The sequence below is a fragment of the Paraflavitalea devenefica genome (assembly GCF_011759375.1).
In the GTDB taxonomy this organism is placed as follows: Bacteria; Bacteroidota; Bacteroidia; order Chitinophagales; family Chitinophagaceae; genus Paraflavitalea; species Paraflavitalea devenefica.
The window spans coordinates 587,478-609,533 of sequence record NZ_JAARML010000004.1; the positions used below are offsets into that span (position 1 = coordinate 587,478).

At 45.9% G+C, this 22,056-nt stretch carries 15 protein-coding genes and 1 tRNA gene; 7 read left to right on the forward strand and 9 right to left on the reverse strand.

All coding sequences use genetic code 11. The features are described from left to right. Positions 1-27: 27 nt before the first annotated feature. Entirely contained in the window at positions 28-732 is a 705-nt protein-coding gene (locus tag HB364_RS23895) for a succinate dehydrogenase cytochrome b subunit (protein WP_167290851.1), read from the reverse strand. A gap of 394 nt (positions 733-1,126) precedes the next feature. On the opposite strand from HB364_RS23895, the gene accD reads away from it, so the two are divergent. The 3 genes from accD (at position 1,127) to HB364_RS23910 (ending at position 3,717) form a co-directional block, all read left to right on the forward strand. Then, on the forward strand, positions 1,127-2,038 hold the full coding sequence (accD, locus tag HB364_RS23900; RefSeq protein ID WP_167290852.1) for an acetyl-CoA carboxylase, carboxyltransferase subunit beta: 912 nt from the start codon (positions 1,127-1,129) through the stop codon (positions 2,036-2,038). A 99-nt stretch (positions 2,039-2,137) separates the two neighbouring features. Beyond that, positions 2,138-2,575, forward strand: a complete 438-nt coding sequence (smpB, locus tag HB364_RS23905; RefSeq protein WP_167290853.1) for an SsrA-binding protein SmpB — start codon at positions 2,138-2,140, stop codon at positions 2,573-2,575. Between the two features lie 158 nt (positions 2,576-2,733). Continuing rightward, entirely contained in the window at positions 2,734-3,717 is a 984-nt protein-coding gene (locus tag HB364_RS23910; protein WP_167290854.1) for a hypothetical protein, read from the forward strand. Between the two features lie 93 nt (positions 3,718-3,810). Here the strand turns inward: HB364_RS23910 and HB364_RS23915 are convergent, their stop codons facing one another. The 5 genes from HB364_RS23915 to HB364_RS23935 all read right to left on the reverse strand — a co-directional run bounded on the left by HB364_RS23915 (position 3,811) and on the right by HB364_RS23935 (position 13,026). Beyond that, positions 3,811-6,333, reverse strand: coding sequence for a DNA gyrase/topoisomerase IV subunit A (locus tag HB364_RS23915; RefSeq protein ID WP_167290855.1), 2,523 nt, complete (start codon positions 6,331-6,333; stop codon positions 3,811-3,813). Between the two features lie 8 nt (positions 6,334-6,341). After that, entirely contained in the window at positions 6,342-7,697 is a 1,356-nt protein-coding gene (locus tag HB364_RS23920) for a serine hydrolase (protein ID WP_167290856.1), read from the reverse strand. Positions 7,698-7,704: 7 nt separating this feature from the next. After that, positions 7,705-8,547, reverse strand: coding sequence for a DUF1835 domain-containing protein (locus HB364_RS23925; RefSeq protein ID WP_167290857.1), 843 nt, complete (start codon positions 8,545-8,547; stop codon positions 7,705-7,707). A 38-nt stretch (positions 8,548-8,585) separates the two neighbouring features. Beyond that, entirely contained in the window at positions 8,586-10,493 is a 1,908-nt protein-coding gene (locus HB364_RS23930; RefSeq protein WP_167290858.1) for a DNA topoisomerase IV subunit B, read from the reverse strand. Positions 10,494-10,878: 385 nt separating this feature from the next. Next, positions 10,879-13,026, reverse strand: coding sequence for a M43 family zinc metalloprotease (locus HB364_RS23935; protein WP_167290859.1), 2,148 nt, complete (start codon positions 13,024-13,026; stop codon positions 10,879-10,881). 644 nt (positions 13,027-13,670) lie between these two features. Here HB364_RS23935 and HB364_RS23940 point away from each other — a divergent pair. The 4 genes from HB364_RS23940 to HB364_RS23955 all read left to right on the forward strand — a co-directional run bounded on the left by HB364_RS23940 (position 13,671) and on the right by HB364_RS23955 (position 17,323). Continuing rightward, positions 13,671-13,994: a carboxypeptidase regulatory-like domain-containing protein gene (locus HB364_RS23940; protein WP_167290860.1), complete on the forward strand. Its 324-nt coding sequence runs from the start codon at positions 13,671-13,673 to the stop codon at positions 13,992-13,994. A 128-nt stretch (positions 13,995-14,122) separates the two neighbouring features. After that, complete coding sequence (locus tag HB364_RS23945; protein ID WP_167290861.1) at positions 14,123-15,580, forward strand: ATP-binding cassette domain-containing protein; 1,458 nt, start codon at positions 14,123-14,125, stop codon at positions 15,578-15,580. A 120-nt stretch (positions 15,581-15,700) separates the two neighbouring features. Next, a tRNA-Lys gene (locus tag HB364_RS23950) sits at positions 15,701-15,774 on the forward strand. 280 nt (positions 15,775-16,054) lie between these two features. Then, positions 16,055-17,323, forward strand: a complete 1,269-nt coding sequence (locus HB364_RS23955) for a hypothetical protein (protein WP_167290862.1) — start codon at positions 16,055-16,057, stop codon at positions 17,321-17,323. Between the two features lie 299 nt (positions 17,324-17,622). Here HB364_RS23955 and HB364_RS23960 read toward each other — a convergent pair whose 3' ends face one another. From HB364_RS23960 to HB364_RS23970, 3 genes are read right to left on the reverse strand one after another with little or no spacing between them, the layout of a single operon-like run. Further along, positions 17,623-20,595, reverse strand: a complete 2,973-nt coding sequence (locus tag HB364_RS23960) for a DEAD/DEAH box helicase (protein WP_208420067.1) — start codon at positions 20,593-20,595, stop codon at positions 17,623-17,625. Then, a complete protein-coding gene (locus tag HB364_RS23965) occupies positions 20,579-21,505 on the reverse strand; it encodes a nucleotidyl transferase AbiEii/AbiGii toxin family protein (protein WP_167290863.1) in 927 nt (308 codons plus the stop codon). Before HB364_RS23965 ends, HB364_RS23960 begins: the two co-directional genes overlap by 17 nt. Next, positions 21,489-21,902, reverse strand: a complete 414-nt coding sequence (locus HB364_RS23970; protein ID WP_167290864.1) for a DUF6088 family protein — start codon at positions 21,900-21,902, stop codon at positions 21,489-21,491. Before HB364_RS23970 ends, HB364_RS23965 begins: the two co-directional genes overlap by 17 nt. Between the last annotated feature and the right edge of the window lie 154 nt (positions 21,903-22,056).

Genomic DNA, 22,056 nt, shown 5'->3' on the forward strand with positions numbered 1-22,056 from the left:
AGAACTCCGGAGTAATTTTTTGTTTGCTTAGTTCTGTAAACCTATCCACTGAAAATGCATGCTGATGGGCATGAGGGCAAATACCAATGGTATCAGGATGGAAAATCCAAGGCCAACACCATGAAGCAGGGCCAGGTAACGCTTGTTGTATACACCCAGTGTCCTGAAAGCACTCTGGAAGCCATGTGCCAGGTGATAGGCCAGGGAAATACATCCCAATACATACAAAATAACATACAAAGGGTTCTCAAATGTCAGCATCATTCTGCCAAACATATCATGGTGCTCAGGATTATAAGAAGCTTCGGGCAAACCCGTAATACGGGAAGGCACCCAGAATTGAGAGATGTGCATAATGAGGAACAGCAATAACAAGGTGCCGAGCAAAGCCATGGAACGGCTATACCATTTGCTGCCTTTGTTGCCCATCGTCTTTTGATACCCTACCCCACGGCGACTGCGATTTTGTACCTCTACTAAATATCCCTGTACTATATGTAGGATGATAAACGCAAACAGACCAATTTCCGCAGCACGGATCACCCAGCTTGAGCCCATAAAGTGAGCTGCCCGGTTAAACATTTCTCCATCATCTGTAGGGTCGAACAGGTCGGCAAATATGCAGGCATTGATCCCCGCATGCACAACCAGGAATAGGATCAGAAAAATACCCGTTAAGCTCATTACCAGTTTCTTACCAATGGAGGACGTAAAGAGGGCAGACCATTTCATCTATTAGTATTTATTTCCTTTTAGCCAGATGGAACTGCGTTTCATCTGTTAATATTATTTAGTTGTCTGGCGAAGTCTCAGGATGCGATAAGGCTTCATCATGAGGCATATTGATCTATTTGACTGCAATTCGACCGCAAAAATAACGCAGCAAGGTGAAATATCATATTTCGGTAAAAAATTTCCTGATATTATATAAATCATGGCAATCATTTCGTTATGTCGGGTGGCGTTTACACATTTTATGATGTATATAATTTTTTCTACTGCAATAATGACACATTAACCAATGGGTAACAATAAGCTGTTCATTGCCGGTTTCCGCTTCACTTTTCCCCTGTACTTCTTGCACTTATTGTAAAATTGTTATCTTAGCCCCCTTAAAATTGACCTAATGAAGCAAGAAGAGGATTTTGAGGCCAATCTGGCAGGAGAAGAAGGGCAAAGTGAAGAGACAAAGAGCAGTTGGTTCAAAAGGATCAAGAAGGGAATTCTGACCAGTACCGCCGAAAAAAAAGAAACACCTGAAGGGCTCTGGAGTAAATGCCCGGAATGCGGGTATATATGTACCGTCACCGAGCTCCGGGAAAATATATTCGTTTGTCCCAAATGCAGTTACCACCACCGTATTGGCAGCTCCGAATACTTCGATGTCATTTTCGATGAAGACCAGTATGAGATCCTGTTTGAAAATATCCGCTCCAAAGACTTCCTGCACTTTACCGATCTGAAGTCATACGATAAACGCCTGCAGGAAACCTGGGCCAAGACCGATATTACCGATTCTATCCGCGTGGGCAAAGGCAAAGTGAAGTCGCTGGACCTGGTGATAGGCTGTATGGATTTTGAATTCATTGGCGGTTCGCTGGGCAGTGTAATGGGAGAACGGATCTCCCAGGCGGCAGACCTGTGCCTGAAACATCATATTCCACTAATGATTATCTGTAAATCGGGTGGCGCCCGTATGATGGAGAGTGCTTTCTCCCTGATGCAACTGGCCAAGGTATCGGGCAAGCTGTCGCAACTTACCGATGCCGGTATTCCTTATATCTCTTTACTGACCGATCCCTCTTTCGGAGGTATTTCGGCATCCTTTGGTATGCTGGGCGACCTGAATATTGCGGAGCCTGGTGCCCTCATCGGCTTTGCCGGCCCCCGTGTAATCAAGGAAACGATCAAGAAAGACCTGCCCGAAGGCTTCCAGCGCAGTGAATTCCTGCTGGAACATGGCTTCCTCGATTTCATCGTACATCGTAAGGAGCTAAGGGATAAACTGGCTACTGTACTTTCATTGTTTAAAAATTAGAAAAGAATATAGAATTCAGAATCCAGCATCCAGAATGCTGCTGTTCAGGCTTTCCTATTCTGGATGCTGAATTCTGGCTCCTGAATTCTTGTTTTCCCCATGTCAGAAATTCGCAATAAATCGGCCTATCATGAGTATTTCATCGAAGACAAGTACGATGCAGGACTTGTATTGATGGGTACAGAGGTGAAGTCATTACGGGAAGGCCGGGCCAGCTTCAACGACAGCTACTGTTATTTTCAGAAAGGTGAAATGTGGATCAAAAGTCTGCATATAGCCGAATATTCCCATGGAATAGGCAACAACCACAACCCCGTACGGGAAAGGAAATTATTATTACAGAAGAAGGAATTACGCAAGATCGAGGCAAAAGTAAAAGAGAAAGGATATACCATTGTTCCCCTTCGCATCTTCTTTAATGAGGGAGGATTGGCCAAGATGGAAATAGGCCTGGGCAAGGGTAAAAAACTGTATGATAAGCGGGAAACCATTAAACAGCGGGATACCGACCGTGAAATGAAACGGCACCTGAAGTAGGAAGCCGGACGTCTGAAGTCCGATACTTTATTGTCAGCACGTTTTACTTCCCGCAACAACCTTTTGACGTAAGCCCCCTTCTTCCACCAGCTTCAAACTTCAGGCCTCCGGCTTCAGCCCTCCGTTTCTGGCTTGATTTTTTCTCCTTAATTTCACGTATGCTGAAAAACACACTCCTCCTGTTATCACTTTTGGCTGCCCATGGCTTGGGTGCACAAACAGTTACCGGCTCCTGGTTTGGCAGGGCCGATGTAGTGGCGCAGGGCAATCAAAATAATTACCTCACAGAATTCATCCTTAAACAAAAAGGCAATGAGGTAGAAGGTATTTTCGGTTATTATTTCAAGGACAGCTACCAAAGCTTTTTTATACGCGGCACTTATAATAAAAGCACGCGGGCCGTGCATATTCCCAACCTGGCCATGTTTCATTACAGTTCCAATACACGTAATGGAGTGGAGTGCCCCATGAACTTTTCCGGTACACTGATGGTAAGCCAGGCGCAAAGCTCTTTGAAGGGCTCTTTCATAACAGAGCCCAGGTACAAGTATACCTGCCCGGAAATACGCGTAAATTTTACGTTGGACAATGAAGCGCCTCAGACGGATGTAGCCTTGGGCAATACCACCCCGGGCCGGAAGTTCTGGAAGCCCCAGCAGGAAGATGTGATCGTTTCCAACACGCCCGAAAACAAACCCGTAACCGCTACAGCCGTACTCACGCCCGACTCCCTGGTATTAAAACCAACTACCATAGAAGAAACGGCCAGCAATAGCCTGCTGGCAAAATTTGAAAGCAGGAAAAACATTTATAGCCAGGAGCTGGAGATAGAAGGTGATTCCATACGGGTGAGCTTTTACGATAATGGCGATGTTGACAATGATACCGTAAGCGTATTATTGAATAAATCACCCATACTGGTCAGCCAGGAATTAACCGCCAGGGCCCTGACCATTTATATTGCACTGGACGATAAGAAACCGGTAAGCGAACTGGGCATGATGGCTGAAAACTTAGGCAAATATCCCCCTAATACTGCCCTTATGGTAGTAACGGATGGCATTCATCGCTATGAAATGTATCTCTCCAGCAGCCTTACGCAAAATGCGGTAGTGCGGCTACGTAAAAAGAAGAAGAGTTAAGACCTCCGAAAGAATCTTATAATAAAACGAGCGGGGTACTTTTAGAAAGTACCCCGCTCGTTTTATGTAATTTATCAGAACTGTATTATGTGTTTAAAACAGCTCTGGCTGATCAGTATCTTTTTCTTTGATCTCCTTCATCGCCCATTCAAACTCGGTGCTCTTGGTGAAATCCGCCAGCTTATTACCCACAGCTTTCCAGCCCATCACTTCCACAAAACCATGGATCTTGATCTTCTGGGTACGTGCCTGTGCGCCACGGCCCGATTTAATGGTCACGATGGGTTCAGGGTGAGTGGTTACGGCTTCCAGGTAGTTCCCCTCTCCTTCCTTGATAAACATAAACCGGTTGTTCAGCGTGGTCGTTTCAATCTTGAAACGTTTTATATTGAACTGCTGCTTATCATTATCCAGGTAAATGGCCGTAACGATCTTCTCCGGATCAAATTTTTCAATTTCCACTACCTGCTCCACATCAAACTTCTTGGTAAGCTCCTGGTCGGTAATTTCATAAGTACCGTCGTGGTACATTACCAGCAACCTGTCGTCGGGCTGGAAGCTGCCGAGGTACTCCCCTTTGTTCTCTGTGCTTAAGCGGCCAAACTGATCATCGAACCAGAGCTTCTTACCACCCAGGGTAGAACGTCCGGCCTCTTTAAACTTAACGCTCTTGATAGGATACTTCGTCACCTGGTTGCCCATGCTGCTACGGTTCTTGATCTCCAGCTCTTCAAAGGCAAATTCAATCTCTTTATGGCGGGCAGAACTGTTGGGATTCAATGTAATTTTTACGATCTCTGCCTCTCCGTTGGGGTTGGCTGTGAAATAATGCACTTTGCTCTTTTCATCGCCTTTGGTAAGATCGTATTCTTTATCCCTGGTGATACCGGTTACATTAAAGCGCTTGGCATAGCTGACACCCGATTTACTATCTACATAGATCATGTTGTAGGTAGTGCGCTCATCGTTCTTCTGGAAGAGCGCCACATGGATAATATCTTTACCAATAAAGGCTTTATCCGCCACCTTCACGATCTTCATCTTACCGCTTTTGGTAAACACGATGATATCGTCCAGCGCCGAACAGTCAGCTACAAATTCATCTTTCTTCAAACCCGAACCCACAAATCCATCGGAACGGTTCACATAGAGCTTGATATTGGCAATGGCCACCTGTTTGGCCTGGATGGCTTCAAACAGCTTGATCTCTGTTTTACGCTCCCTGCCTTTACCATATTTCTTCTGCAGGTTTTCATAATAGGCCACCGTAAAATCAACCAGGTTATTCAGGTCATGTTTCACCTGTTTGATCTCTTTTTCCAATCCTTTGATCTGCTCATTCAGTTCATCAATATCCAATTTATAGATACGGCGTACCGGTTTCTCCGTGAGCTTCACAATATCTTCCCGGGTAATCTCACGCCGCAATTGCTTTTTGAAAGGCACAAAGGCTTTATCAATAGCCAGCAGTACTTTATCCCAGGTTTCATGTTTCTTCTCCAGCTCTTTATAGATCTTTTCTTCAAAGAAGATCTTTTCCAGCGACGTGTAATGCCATTTCTCCTGCAGTTCACCCAGCTTGATTTCCAGTTCCCGCTTCAGCAGGTCCTTGGTTTTGTCTACCGACAGGCGGAGGAGTTCATATATACCCAGAAACTGCGGTTTGTGATCCACAATCACACAGGCATTGGGTGAAATACTCACTTCACAGTCGGTGAAGGCATACAAGGCATCAATGGTAATATCGGGCGAAATGCCAGGCGCCAGGTCTACCTGTATCTCTACTTCAGCGGCTGTATTGTCTGTTACTTTTTTAATCTTGATCTTTCCCTGGTCGTTGGCCTTTACAATGGAGTCCATCAACTGGGCAGTGGTAACGCCATAAGGTACATCTCTGATAGCCAGGGTCTTTTTATCCAGCTCTTCAATATGCGCACGCACCCTTACTTTTCCGCCACGTTTGCCTTCATTGTAATTGGAGGCATCAATCATACCACCGGTCTGGAAGTCGGGCAACAGCTCAAACTTCTTTCCCCGCAGGTACTTAATGGCAGCATCTATCAGTTCATTGAAATTATGCGGCAATATTTTAGTAGCCAGTCCCACAGCGATACCTTCAGCACCTTGTGCCAGCAGCAGGGGAAACTTCATAGGCAGCGTTACCGGCTCATTCTTACGGCCATCATAGCTTAATGCCCAATCAGTAGTTTTGGCATTGAAAGCTACATCCAATGCAAATTTGCTGAGGCGCGCTTCAATATACCTGGCAGCCGCTGCATCATCACCGGTACGTACATCACCCCAGTTACCCTGGGTATCGATCAACAGGTCTTTTTGTCCCATATTAACCAGGGCATCACCAATACTGGCATCGCCATGCGGATGGTATTGCATGGCCTGCCCGATGATATTGGCCACTTTATTGTAACGGCCATCATCCATTTCTTTCATGGCGTGCAGGATACGCCGTTGTACGGGTTTCAACCCATCTTCTACCGCAGGTACCGCTCTTTCAAGGATCACATAAGATGCATAATCCAGGAACCAGGTCTTGTACTGACCGGTTAACCCACTGTCAAGATTAAATGCCTGTTCGTTTATTTTTGATTTTGCCATAGATAATGTTATTTAATTTTTTTACCGGCAGTTTCCCGGCCATTCTGGTAAAGGATCACTTTCTCTACTTTCCCTTCTGCTCCCTTTACAAATTCCAATTGTGCATCCACTACTTTCAAAAAGAATTTGGCAGGTGATTCCGCAAACAATTCCACTTCCTGCTGTCCCGTGGCCTGTGCTACGAGATTGCCATTCTTCAACCACACCACCAGTTTGAAAGTGGGCGCCAGTTCATATTCACCTACATATTGTTGCAGCACAGCCGTGTCTACTGTGATGACTTTTCTTTCTTTCGGCAATTCATAAGGCCTGTTGTTCAGGATAGATAAAATGGCCTTGTTGATATTGTCCAGCGTGCTGGTATTCATATTGCACAGCAATACCACACAGGCATCGTCGGACGGTATGCGGGCTAAATTGGTATTGAAGCCAAAGATGCCTCCTCCATGTTGCACCACTCTTTTACCAGATACGGTATCTATAAACCAGCCGTAACCGTAATTATTTTTGAAGGGTGTATAGGCTTTTTCCAGGGAAGCGGGTTTGAGGACCGTATTTTTCATCAACCCCTTATGCCACTGCCACAGATCGTTTACGGTTGAATAAATGGCCCCGGCAGCATAGGAGACGGATGAATCGACAATCCCCGCTGTTATTTTCGCCTTTTCGGTGTACATAGTGTAACCAGTGGCTTTATTCAGATCGGCCAGGTGGGCAAAGTCAAAGCCGCTATGCGTCATACCCAGTGGATTGAAAATACGTTCCCGTACCACCTGCTCATAGGGCTTGCCGGCCACCTTTTCAATAATATATCCCAGCAGCATATAGCCGGAATTACTGTAGTTCCATTTAGTGCCCGGTTCAAAATCCAGCGGCTTGTCTTTAAACAGCGCTATGATCTTTTCGGACGTGGCTGGTTTGACGGCCTCACTGCTCATAAACTTACCGTCATTGGTATAGTTGAAAATACCGGAGGTATGTGTTAACAGGTGCTCAATGGTGATCGTATCAGCCCCTGGCAGGCCCGGAAAGTATTTGCTCAGCTTATCCTGCACCGACAGCTTTTTCTGTTCCTGTAACTGCAGGATGATAGTAGCTGTAAACTGTTTGGTAACAGAGCCCAACTGGTAAATGGTGTTCACATCGTTGTAGGTACTATCCTTAACGCTTTTAAAACCGTATCCTTTACTGAACACTACCTGCCCTTTGTTAACCACCAGCACCGTTCCATTGAACTTGTACAGGCGTACATAGGTCGTTAGCAGCTCATTGATCTTATCGGCATCGGTTTGGGCGGAGGCTGTATGGCTACTGCAGGCAAACTGCAGTATCACCACGATGACCAGCCATACTTTCTGTTTCATGATATGCTTAAGCATTGGTTGTTTCTGCAGCTTGCGCTTGCGCCTGCTTGCCTTTCACTTCAAAATCCTTCATATTCTTTACCTCTCCCTGCACATCAAATTCGCCGGTAGCCAATAAGGTTTTCAGGCGCCATAATAAATAAGCATCGCCGGTGGTTTGCTTGTTCTTGTGCAGGAACTGATGAATGACTTTAGAGGCTTTCTGCCAGTCGCCGGTGATATATTTTTTCAGGTCGGCATCATAATAGCTATAATCCTGCTGCCCCAGTTTTTTACCCCCTTCCAGCAGGCGCACGCCTTTATCTTCCTGCTGAAGCTTAGCCCACTCATCCGGGTCTACTTCAAATTCACTGAGGGTAATGGGGCGGGCCAGTTTTTTGGCCTTCAGGAATTCTTTGGGTGGAATAACACTCAGCCACTCCGGATAGAAGATCAGCCCTTTTTCATTGATAAAAGGCAGGTTATTGAGATACAGGATATATATCCTGCCCTGAAACTCCTTTAACTGGCTCATAAGCCAGTAATAACCGCTTACATCATGTTTATTCTGGGCAGCCCAAACCCATACGATCTCAGCCGGTTCATTCCTCAACCGTTCTGTCAGTTCGGTTACCAGTTTATTATCGTCCACTTCTCCTGTATCCACTTTACCGGCATAATCGCCACCGGCCAGCACATCGCGCCACCATTGCCTGCGGGCTTCAATGCCTTCGGCTGTATAAATACCGGCCAGCGGCCCTACTGCATAGTCATCTTTTACCTGCCACACCTCTCCCTGCAGGGTTTCATCCAGCTCAATGGCCTTTTTCAGGACATCTACATCAGCTTCATTAAAAACTATATGGATCATTACTAGAATTTTTTATGCTGGTGACTACTACCCAATCCTTACGCCTTCTTTTCCTCTTCTTCTTCTACCAGGTCCAGTTCTACCTTCAGGTTGTCAATAATAAATTCCTGGCGCTCCTGGGTATTTTTGCCCATGTAGTATTCCAGCAGTTGCTGAATATGCTCACCTTGTTCAATGATCACCGGCTCCTTGCGCATTTCAGGACCAATAAAGCGGGCAAATTCGTCGGGCGATATTTCACCCAACCCTTTAAAGCGGGTGATCTCCGGTTTGCCGCCCAGCTTTTTAATGGCAGCCTGCTTCTCCCCTTCATCATAACAATAAATAGTTTCCTGTTTATTACGCACCCTGAACAAAGGCGTTTCCAGGATGTATACGTGCTGGTTCTTTACCAGGTCGGGGAAGAATTGCAGGAAGAAAGTCATCAGCAACAGGCGGATGTGCATACCATCCACATCGGCATCCGTAGCGATCACAATATTGTTATAACGCAACCCTTCATATCCTTCTTCAATGTTGAGGGCATGTTGCAACAGGTTGAACTCTTCATTCTCATACACCACTTTCTTGGTAAGTCCGAAACAGTTCAGGGGCTTACCACGTAAGCTAAATACCGCCTGCGTTTCTACCTGCCGGGCTTTGGTAATAGAACCGCTGGCCGAATCACCTTCCGTAATAAAGATGGTGCTTTCTTTCTGCTTTTCCGCAATGGTATCCTTGTCTTTACCTGTAGCTTCATCATTCAGGTGGAAACGGCAATCACGCAGCTTCCGGTTGTGCAGGTTGGCTTTCTTGGCACGCTCATTGGCCAGTTTCTTAATACCAGCCAGTTCCTTGCGCTCACGCTCACTCTGCTCAATACGTTTCTTCAATGCCTCGGCAGTAGTGGGATTACGGTGCAGGAAGTTATCCAGCTCTTTGGAGAGGAAATCTCCTATAAAGTTCCGCATGGTAGGACCGCCGTCATATACTACCTGGGAGCCCAGTTTTGTTTTGGTCTGGCTTTCAAATACAGGTTCCTGTACACGAACAGAGACTGCCGCACAGATACTGGCGCGGATATCCGCTGCATCATAATCTTTTTTAAAGAAGTCCCGGAGGGTTTTTACATATCCCTCCCGGAAAGCCGCCAGGTGCGTACCCCCTTGCGTGGTGTATTGGCCGTTGACGAATGAATAATATTCTTCGCCATATTGGTTTTCGTGGGTGATGGCCACTTCTATATCCTCTCCTTTGAGGTGGATAACGGGATAGCGCAGCTCATCTTCATTGGTTTTGCGTTGCAGTAGGTCCAGCAAACCGTTCTTACTCACATATTTTTTACCGTTCAGGTTAATTACCAGCCCGGCATTGAGGTAACAATAGTTCCAGAGCTGCCCATCGAGGTATTCATGAATAAAATGGAAGTTCTTGAATACGGTATCATCGGGAATAAAAGTGACCAGGGTGCCATTCTCTTCAGAAGACTTCACTTCCTTATGCTCTTTTACCAGTACGCCCCGTTCAAATTCAGCCGTTTTTTCCTTTCCTTCCCGGAAGGCAGTTACTTTGAAATAATGGCTAAGGGCATTCACCGCTTTGGTACCCACACCGTTCAACCCTACACTCTTCTGGAAAGCCTTACTGTCGTATTTGGCGCCTGTATTGATCTTGCTCACTACATCCACCACTTTACCCAGGGGAATACCACGACCATAATCGCGGATGGTAACGGTTTTACCTTCTATGGTAATCTCCACGTTCTTACCATATCCCATCGTGTGCTCGTCAATACAGTTATCAATAACTTCTTTTATTAATACATAGATCCCGTCATCCGGACTGCTGCCATCGCCCAGCTTACCGATATACATACCAGGGCGCAGGCGGATATGCTCCCGCCAGTCAAGACTACGTATCGATTCTTCGGTGTAATCAAAAAGATTGCTGTCTTTTTCTTTTGCCATATTTCCATTCCACCATCAGCGGCGGGGTCATTTTTTGGTTATCAACTTAGGTTTTCTATATAGTATTGGTTATAAACTACTTATGGTTTATACCATAGGTTCTGCCTGCCAAGTGTTCTATAATAAGGGGGCTGATTTTCAAGGCATAGCAAGCCTTAAACGATCATTTCCCCTCCCGTTGTATGACAGGCCGGGCTTTTTCCGGAACGGGCAAATATAGGAAAAGCGCTTCAGAAGGTGTTTGCGGGAAATATTAACGATTTGTGGAAAAAAGGGATTGATGATGAACAATTTGCGCAGTTACCGCCCATTATATGAGAAAACCCGGCTTCCGGGATCAATATTCCGGGGAAGCCGGGTTGTTCTCTATTTACAAGATAACCAATTACCTGTTTTTGATCACTTTCTGCGTAACCGTTTTATCCGTGTACACCACCCTTACCAGGTACAAGCCATTGGCAAAGGGGCTCAGGTCAAAGTCGTACCGGGTACCGCCACCGTTACCCACACGTCTTTCTGCCACCTTCTGACCAGCGGCATCAAAAATGGCGATCCCCCTCAGCTTGGTAGGATTGGGATAAAACTGAACGCTCAGCGCCCCTGTAGTAGGGTTGGGCGTTACCAGCAGTCCCTTTTCCCGCAGATTGGGATTAACCACCAGCGTATATAGATTAATATCATCGAGGTAGATATTATTCTCGAACTCCGAACTATTGAGGAAGGCAAGCATAATAGGCTGGTTGCCGATATAAGGCGTAAGATTAACAGAATCCTTACGCCATTCGCTGGCAAGCGGAACAAAGGAAGTAGTAATGGCCGTTTGCCGCGTAATGAGTGAGCCGCCCCATTTTTTATACAGGCTGGTATACGTATTACCGCAGTCGGTACTTACCAGCACCTGTAAAGTGTCCCATACATTATTGGCGGTGCCCGGTGCCGTTTGCACGGCCGCTGCTACCTGGAAGGTAAGGAAAGCAGAATCTGCTGCGCCAATGCTCACCTGCGGCAGCCGGAGATAATCCTTAGGACCATTCTGTTCATACTGCAGGTTGCGCATAACGACGGAAGCATTGCCCGTTTTGGCAACACCGGTTACCCGTTCCCAGGTAAAGTAATTGTCGGGATTTACAATATCCCAGCCCTGCGGCGGGAAAGTAGTGCCTTCAAAGCTTTCCGTGAGCGGTGGCGTTACCGGGGGATAATACTCAAAAGTGGAAGTGAGTGTATCATTCGTTAATTCGCCGTCTATTGAACCATTCGGATTGGTCACATATATTTTCAGGGTGTGTTTGCCGGCAGTTACTGTAATATTATTGAGCGTTATATCAGCAGTAGCACGGCTGACCAGCGATCCTGTCCATTGTGTAAGCACTGCCGTACCACCATCTACGCTGGCATAGATAGTAGCAGCAATGAGAGTCTGCACACCGAGGTTGCGCAAGGTAATGGACGGGGCAAAAGTGGCATCGCAAACACGGCTTGCCGGCTGATTGATACTCCGTAAAGAAGCATTTATGTCTTTCAGTACTACAGGATCGGCGCCATTGGAGGTAAGCAGGGATGCACGGAAAGTCGTAACAGCTTCTTCCATCCGGATAGCCTGTTCTTTGGTAAACATAATCATACAGGCATCATCTGTATAGTCCATATAGTTTTGATACATGAAACCGGGAGCAGCGGTGGCACAGGCGTCGGTAAGCACCACGCCATTGGGACAGCCGCCTGTCTGGTCAGCCTGGTTAGGCGTATCATCCACTTCATCACTGCCTGTGCAGGCGCCATCATCATCGCCCCAGATATGGTACAGGAAAAGGTAGTGGCCGGTTTCATGGGTAAGGGTACGTCCTTTATTATACGGTGCAGCGGTGCCACCTGGCATGCTGCGATATAATATGACGACTCCCTGTTCCTGCGCTACACTCCCACCGGGAAAAGTAGCATATCCCAGGATACCGCCGGAGATATTGGTAACCCATATATTCAGGTAGCGGGTAGGGTCCCAGGCATCAGCTCCGCCAGAGGCGCTGTATTTAAGGGTATTATCTGTATAGGCATAGGAACTGCGGGTGGTCACGTAACGGTTGATGCCTGTGGAAGGCTCATCGTCGGGCGTCCGCTGCGCCAGTTTGAACTGGATCTTTGCTTTGGCAAACAGCGCCTTGAAAGCGGCAGGGATTTTGACAGAGTCCGCATTGATCCCTCCAAAATCAATGTTGAGGGTATCAAGCTGTGCCTGCACCTGCGCGTCTGTCACCAGGTTGGGATTCTGGAGCACAATGTGAAAAACGACCGGGATAAACATCGTATCCGATTCTTCCCGTAAAGCGGGCCAGGTCTTGCGCAAGGCGACTACCTGCCGTAATTGCTGAACAGATTTTTCAAAATTGGCCTTTAAAGCGGGATTACGCTGTAATGCATCCTGTAATACAGCCACCGTTGCACAACGGTCGTTTTTTTGCTTTTGCTGTGCGATACCGGCGTAGGTCAGGAGCGTGAATACAATGAGCAGAAAGGATCGGTTGGCAGCCAACATGCTTGTATTGTTTAATAATATATGACTACGTAGGATGGCTCCAAACTGTTGGTTGCCGGACATGAAAATAGAGGAATTAACGATTTTTGTCTGCCAGCCTGCATTTTGAAGGCACCAATACCCCCTCAATTTACAGAATAAAAGGCCTCTTGCGCTAAAATGACGGTGAAGCGGCAAAATCTACCGGCAAAGGGAATTTTAACGGGCTATTCCTTCCGTAATGCCAGTATTTTATATGCCGGAATAAAAAAATAAAATTAAAATCGCTTTAATGATAAAAGGCACAGGACCCGCTGAATAAGTCTACCAATTTAATACACTTCATGAAGCTCATGACCATGACTTACTTTTATTCAAGACAATAGAGCAAGCTGCTAAAAAATAAATTATCAATAAGGCGGTGTAGATTTTTTTGCTCAGCATTATTATAACATAGACCGCTGCCCGCTAAAACAATCATGCCATGAAAGCCATCGCTATTCATAATAGCAGCAAAAGAGTTGTTAATTTATTTTGCCTCAATGAATAAAAATTTATGGCATAGTCCTTGTCTTCACTAACATGACTCCAAACAACTCACCCAACCGTAAGATCTTTCATTCATTAGGTAACCATTTTTATTAACCTATAATTTGTTAACTTTTATGAAAAGCATCAAGTCAAGATTGGTGGGATTGAGCATTGTTGCCGCCACTGCAGGATTATTCGCCTTCCAGGCTGTTCAAACAGGTTCAGTGAAAGGTACTGTATCACCCGCTGAAGGTGGTGTACGTGCATGGGCGCTGTCTGGCACGGATACGCTGAAAGCGACTATCGATAAGGGTGCATTTGAGATCACAGGTGCCAAAGCAGGTACCTATCGTTTGATTATTGAGGCCAAGCCGCCTTATAAGAATGCAGCCAAAGATGGTGTTACAGTAGTAGACGGACAACCTACAGATGTAGGCGAAATTAAACTGGAACAATAGTCTATCACGACATAGTTATTGATCCTATTCAGAGCACGCCATGGAGCGGGAGTAATATCCGGTAACCATGGTGTGCTCTTTCTTTTCAGCTTACAGTATCTTTGCACGAATTTTTAAGCAGGGATATTATGCAGGAGATATTATTACAACTGGAACAGGTGACTGTAAAGCTGGGCGCACAAAAGATACTGGACAATATTGATCTTACCATTCATCCCGGAGAGCACTGGGCTGTTACAGGCCAATCGGGCAGCGGCAAAACAGTGCTGGCCCATACCCTCGCCGGCAGGCATTTCTTCAGTGGTCATATTCACACCTCATTCGATGCGCCTGAAACGTTTCATCATTCCATTGTGGTGGTGGAACAACAACACCGCTTTAAGGACCTCACCAACCGGAGTGATTTTTATTACCAGCAACGTTTTAATTCCTTCGATGCAGAACAAACTGCCACCGTAGCACAGGAACTATCCAACTACATTACGCCGGCCAACGAAGCCGCCGCCGCACAATGGATATCCCTGCTGCAGATCAATAGCCTGATGGAGGAGCCCCTGATACAACTTTCCAACGGGGAGAATAAAAGATTGCAACTGACGATTGCTTTGTTGCAGGAACCCAGGCTGCTGGTGCTGGATAATCCTTTTGTAGGACTGGATGTAGATGGCCGGCAGATCCTGCACCAGATCCTTGGCAAGATCAGCACTACAGGCATTACCCTGTTGCTGATCACTACCCCCGATCAGCTATCGCCCTGCATTACGCATGTAGCCACTTTAGAAAAAGGCGTATTGATGAATGCGGTTCCGGCAGCACAATACAAAGCGCCGGAGCCGGAAACAATAGCTCTTCCGGTATCTTCAGCCACCTTGCAGTCAATCACCGGTGTAGCGGATGCCGATTTTATGACCGCTATTAAAATGGTGGATGTAACCATACAATACGAAGGGAAATACATTCTGCAGCACATTGACTGGCAAGTAAACCGCGGGGAGCGCTGGAGTGTATCAGGCGCCAATGGTGCGGGCAAGTCTACCCTGCTGAGCCTTATTACCGGCGATAACCCACAGGCTTATGCCAATGAGATCTATTTGTTCGACCGGCGTCGGGGCAGCGGGGAAAGCATCTGGGATATCAAGAAGAAGACAGGTTATGTATCGCCTGAGATGCATTTATATTTTGATTATACGGCTACCTGCTTCCAGGCTATTGCCTCGGGATTGTTTGACACCATTGGCCTGTTCAGGATATTGACTGCCGAACAGGAAGCGCTGGTGTATCAGTGGATCAGCCTGATGCAGCTGGATGCCAAGACGCATCATGGCCTTTCCAGGTTATCGGCAGGAGAACAAAGGCTGGCCTTACTGGCAAGGGCATTAATCAAGCATCCGGCGCTGCTCATACTGGATGAACCCTGTCAGGGCCTGGATGCCGCACATACGCAATTGTTCCGCCAACTGGTAGATGCCATCTGTGCGCATTCGCCCACTACCCTGGTGTATGTAAGTCATTACCGGTCCGAAATCCCGGCCTGTGTAGATAAGTTCCTGCACCTGGAGAAAGGGAAAGCGACCATTACGGCCTGATTTGCAATGGGTGGCCCACATTTTTTGGAAGAAGTTTGCATCATATCACTGTCTTTCCTTACTTTTGCAATCCCTTTTACGTTTTGCTGACAAATAGCGGATAGAAGAGGAGGAAAAATAGACTCCCTAGCTCAGTTGGTTAGAGCTACTGACTCTTAATCAGTAGGTCCTGGGTTCGAGTCCCAGGGGGGTCACCGAGTCGGACAGGTTTCCAGTTTTGGAAACCTGTTCTGTTTTTATCTCCGCAGAAGCCGTGCCCAGTACTGTTATAATTCAATCAAGTCGTTATACTTCCATCCTGGCGGGGATCATCAATCTCAAAAAACGATTCGGCTAACTTAGCCTTTCATGCAATCACCCTATTAAGTATGACAACTTGCTTGTTTTAAAAAGTTTTATCTTTATTTAATAGACTGCAATTTTACAGTCTAAAGTCTAATATATAGTTATGTAACCTTACGATTCGGAGGACCTATGGGCAGAAACATCATCATCTGTGCATCGTGGTTCGGCCTGATATCCCTGACGCTATGTTTGATCAATCCCGCAGCAGCCCAGGTCGATCAGCAACGTGCTGAAGCCTACTTCAAAGAGGCCGCGGCTATCTGTGAACGTGATAGCGGACGGCTTTGGGGCGTCTCTTTATGTGGGCCGATGGTGTTCGCAGACGCGCGGACGCGAACGCTCGCGACAAATCAACCTCGTCCGGCAGACAATTGGCCTCAGGTTCTTGGCTTCACGAATGCGCCGCTCGAGTGGGGTGGCTCGCGTTGGGTCGCCTACATGTGGGACTTCACAACGGCCCTGCCGACTCCGCGTGCACGGCGCGAGTTCATGTTGCACGAGCTGTTTCACCGCATTCAACCGGACCTCGGGCTGATTACCCTTTCCGGACAGAATGCGCATCTGGACACGGTCGAAGCACGAATATGGCTACAACTCGAGTGGCGCGCACTGGCGCGGGCGCTCGATCAGTCTGGTGAAGACCGTAAGCGCGCGGTAAGCGATGCGTTCGCCTTCCGGTCTGCACGCCGTTCCCAGTTTGCCAATGCTGCGGAGAACGAGCGCGTCGAAGAAATCCGGGAAGGTCTCGCTCAATACACCGGCATCGTCGCCACGGCCGACTCACGCGCTGAGGCAGTCGCCAGCACGATCGGGCACTTGGCCGCGGCTGAAGGGCACGAGACGTTTCTGCAACAAGCCTATGTAACCGGTACGGCGTACGGGGTTCTTCTTGATGACGCGTCAGAGGATTGGAGGCGCAGCGTGCACAGCAACTCAGATCTCGGGCAGATGCTGATGGCGGCTCTCGGGATCAGGCCAACTGCGGACGCGGTCGAAGCTTCGGCGCGGTACGGTGGCGTGGAGATCCGCTCCGCGGAACAGGCGCGCGAAAAGCAGCGAAAAGCCCGCATGCTCGAACTGCGGAACCGCTTTGTCGATGGCCCTGTGCTTCTCGTTCCGTCAGGTGGTGGCGCAACGTTTAACGCGGTAGGAGCCACGCCCATTCCTGGAGTCGGGACGGTGTTCGTCTTGCCGTATCGCACCAAGGGTGAATGGGGCACGTTGGAGGCAACAAACGGCGTCCTGATAAGCGACGACGGCAAGCGACGGCTGCCTGGACCGATTCGCATTGAAGGCGCCAATATCAGTGGCGACGGCTGGACGGTGACAGTTGCTTCAGGGTGGACCGTGCGTTCTGGACCTCGGTCCGGCGATTACCAGATCATTCGCGATCCGTAGTAGGTGAATCGGGAACACTATACAGGTACGCTGGCTAACACCACGTTGCGGCCGACGAGCCGCGTGCAATGAAAACCAAGTCTAAAGGGAGTTCTCGGGCTGCTCGTGGCTGAATGTGAAGCCGTTATTATATAATATCAAATCCATCTCTTTTAAAGTAATTAGGCATAATGGCTCGGGTATCGCCGAAGGCGGGGAATTTCAGTACTACCGCTCAATAGAATTACAACTGAGAGTATTCAATCAAGTGCGTCAAAGTGATGGCATTTCCTACCTGTCTGTATGCTAGGTTTGGTCGTCTAAACAAGTCTTTCCTCCAGAGCATCCTTCCATAAAACAAAGCCTTTACGTTCGTCAGAATAATCATGCAACACCCTACAGAAACCGACAGGATTAGTTTCAAGAAAGGCCTGCCGACCCTCATTACGGATTTGGTTGAGTTGTTTATCTATTTCCATAATACCCTGCTTTAGAGCTATGATATTTTTAGGCAAATGCCATATATAGGTAGCTTCATCAGTATCCAAGGTCTCCATAACAACATGGTATTGCTCATTTCCTGATAACAGAAAAACAAAGGCGAACGGGCTTAATATAAAACGAATCTTAAGTATACCTCCTTCGTGTTTTTCTGCCAGGTAATGTAATTGTTTCTGATGCCTATAGTTTCCTTTCGATAGCACATCTGAAAGCAACTCTTCGCCTGACTCATAGACGCTCTTTACTGTCCCGCTAAGGTTTTCGTTTAAGCCGTAATCCTGCGATATGAGCTTTTTACCAAAAAAGTTCTTATCAACAAAACGAAACCGTACACTTTCCACAACTTCCCTGTTAAGCTCTTCGAGATCAGAAGAGGTTGCAGACAAGGCTGTAATTGTATTTCGATTGTTTAGAACTACTGAAATATGTACTGCTACTGATCTGGCCTTAAAAAACTTTTCAAAATAAGGTTTGAGCACTTCAAACTCAGGGCGAATATTCAGGTTTTCTATATCGAAGCTTAATTCGCCGGCATATTCAGGTATCCTGTGCCGGAACTGAAAGCTGCCATAAAGAAACTCCAGGTCTTCTATTTTAACGTTAACAGTTCTTTCTATAATTATTTCTTCCTGTGTGGGTTGCTCTCCGCTAACATTTTCTTCACCAGGTAAATCAAATAATGTCCGTTGCTTTTCCAGTTTTCGGTAGTAGACATTCCTTTTCAGGAACATTCGGTTGAGGTAGTCAATCTTACTATCCCTGTAATCATAGATCGTTGGACTTATTTCCGAACGTTGTACCCTGCCTATATACTGAATCAGTTTGCCCTTAAAAGAAAAAGGATAAACCAGGAACAGGCACTGAACATTTTGCAGATCTGATCCTTCGCCGAAAAATTGTCCGGTAGTAATCAAAGCCTGAAAATTCCCTGTTTTCAACAGCTTACATTTAGCGTTCCTGTTGTTTTCTGAGTCATCTCCACAAAGCGTTATGGTTTCAAAAGACTGCTTGAGATATTGTTCAAGACTGTCAATATGCTCCTTCCTTCCTGTCAGGATCACAATCTTTCGTCCTTTGCTTAATTCGCTTACAACATCTTTTAATATCAGTTTATTTCGTTCCGAATCATGGATCAGTATTTTAGATAGGGTTTCAAATCTGTCGGTCTTTGCATTGAAAGGGACTTCCAGGGAAGTATTCCGAATAATAATTTCAGGGGAATTTGTGGTTGAGAGTTGTTCGGTACGAACTTCTGCAATTATTTCACCCAAATGGATAAATATCAGTTTGCCATCATTGTACTTCCTGAATGGCGTTGCTGTTAATCCATAGAGGTAACGTGAATTAAACTTGCCAATGGCATTACGGAATGTTTCAGCGGGGACATGGTGGCACTCATCTACTATTATTAATCCAAAAGCATCAGCCAGGCTTTGCAGATCAGCTTTTACCAGACTCTGTATGGTTGCGACAGTAACTCTTTCTCCAACTTTTATCTTTCCTTGCCCAATTTTCCCAATATCTTTTTGTGGGATGCCCAAAAAGGCTTCAATTCTTTCCATCCATTGCTGGGCCAGCTGCTTTCGATGAACAATGATAAGCGACGGCTGTTGCTTATCGGCTATCATTTTCAACGCCAACACTGTTTTACCTGAACCGGGTGGCGCAACAACAACTCCCATGTCCTTTTTGCTGATGGCTTCCATGCATTCCTGTTGATGAGGGCGTAAGGTTGCCTGAAATGAAAAGGGAACAAGTTGATGTGTCTTTCTTTGGTCAGCTAAATTATACGCAATACCATTGTCACGGCAAAATCGGATCAGTTTTCCTATAAATCCTTTAGGCAAAAGAATACTATTGCCTTGCTCTTCGATGAATCGAAAATATCGTTCTGTACCGAAAGTATTCCTCCCGCTATTCTTTTTGATAATAAATTCAGTATTCAGGAAATTCAGTTCTTCTTTGATAAAAATAAATAGAGCCGGGACTATAGCACTCCGGTTCAAATGAATATCATGCTTTAAAGCAATGGTAAGATTGCTTGTATAACTTTCAGAGTTATGATTGGATTCCAACCTCGAAAACAAAGCCTCAAGTTGCCTTACAGGTATTCTTTGTATTTGCCCGATAAATTGCCATTGGTCTGCATAAGGCTGCAAAGTAGAAGGATCAATAAAACAACTGTTTCCCTGCTGCAGGGAAACACCATTTAATGGTAATGCGATGAGATTGCCTAATCCCTTTCCCGAAAGATAATCCTGGTTTGGAAACAGCCTGTCAAAACTGGTATTTTTATCAAATGCTGATACTATACCGGATGATGTAAGTAATGACAGGACCAACTTCCGGCTTTTATATGCTGGAAATGGATGCTCAAAAAAGATCCAAACATGCCCACCGTTTCCCGATCGTGAACGTTCAAGATATGCAGGAATGCCAACTTCACTGCAAGCACGGATAAACTTATGTGCTGATTCTACCCAGCCTCCCTCATCAAAGTCTGCCGCAATAAACCATGAAGCATTATCAGGGAGAAGGGGATATAATCCGATGAGCTGCTCACCGTTGAGATGCTTGACAATCTGCTCATCCGTCAATTGGAGGTAAGATTTATCAGGATAGTTCTGAAAAGTACCGCCTTTCATTTTATGAGCACGAAAACGATAAGGATCAAAAAAGTAAGCAGGCATATAGCCACTCTTTTTATCTTTTTCCCACCGTATAGCAAAAACATCTTCCCGTCCTTTAAAAAGAGACTTGAATAAGGATATATTTTTAGCTAAGAATTGCATTGACCAATATTCGAAGTTTTTCTACAGCTTGATGATACGAAAGAAGATTGTGATCCGGGGCATAAGACATACCTCTCACAAACCTGTCATATTCTTGTACATACTCTTTTTCTCCTTCAAGAATCTCCATCATCAAGTTCAACTTTTGCACTATTGTCATACCCGCCGTTCTTACAGAACGCTGATCATCATTTTTGACGGTTTGAATAACTAATGTTTTAAACAAAGGATGTTTTACAGCCAGGTCACTCATAATAGCCAAATCATGTATATGGCGAACAACAGTAGGATCATCATTTTCCGAGCCGCGGACCCTGTTAGGAATACGCCAGGCTATAGCACTCAGTTTATCACAGGCATTCTCTGCAGGATCAGTGCAATCTATTTTGGCAACTTCCGGCGACTTTTTGGCTAACTCATTAACCAAAGAAGACACAGGTAACTGCAGGGCAGGAAGCTCCAGATTCATCACTGTAAATTCAATCAGGATATGAGGCCGAAGAGCATTTTCCGGTGGAAAATAAGAGGAATATTCAATTTCTATAGCTATAAAGCGATTACCGTTTCCTGCATATACTTTTTCATCTTCCAGTTGGAAGACCGTTTTAAAGCTGGAAATAATATTGCTTTTAAATGCTGAAAGTAATGCCCGTTGCTTGCTTTGGCTTAAAGTATTCAGCCCGGGAGCAACTACCCGGAAATCAGTATCCTCTGAAAAACGTTGCAACAACCTATGAGCCTTGGATAAAGCAGTTCCACCAGTAAAAATAATTTGGAAATCCTGGAAGGATATTCCTCCTGCTATTTTAATTACTTGAGTAACATACCAATCTTTTTCTACAAATGAAGGACTTATGCCTATTATTGAAGCGACCTCTTCAATAATACTTTTATCAGGAAGCACGTTCATAATAGACCGAGGCCCCCTTATAACCTATTTTACGGCTGATTCTATTACTAACTCCAATTAACCTGCCTGTTGGAACCTGGGTGGACCTGCCAGCCTGGTAGTCGATTTCTGCTTTGGTAGGACTTACCTTTATCCCCAGTCGCTTCATGGCTTCCCTTGCAAGGATAGGTAATGGTTCTACTGGCAGGGTTTCTCCCGTCAATGACGATATTTTAGCTTTCGCATAAAGCCCATAACCAATTTTAACGATTCTCCCCTTCCGGATTAATTGCAGCAATGCCCTCCCTACCTGGTCATATCCACCCAAATCAATGAAGTCCTCACGCAATAGGATATTAGACTTTTTCCGGGCGATCCGGCTAAGAATCCTGCTTTCTATCGTTTTGTTGTTATTCATTGATTGTCAGTAACTAAATTAAACAAAAATACGACAATTACTTTAAGCAAAAATACGACATATTTAAGATATTACCAATAGCTTAGGTCTTCTAATACCCAAACGATGAACATCTCATTTTCAACAGGTTATGGGCGAATTATTAGTCGATTTC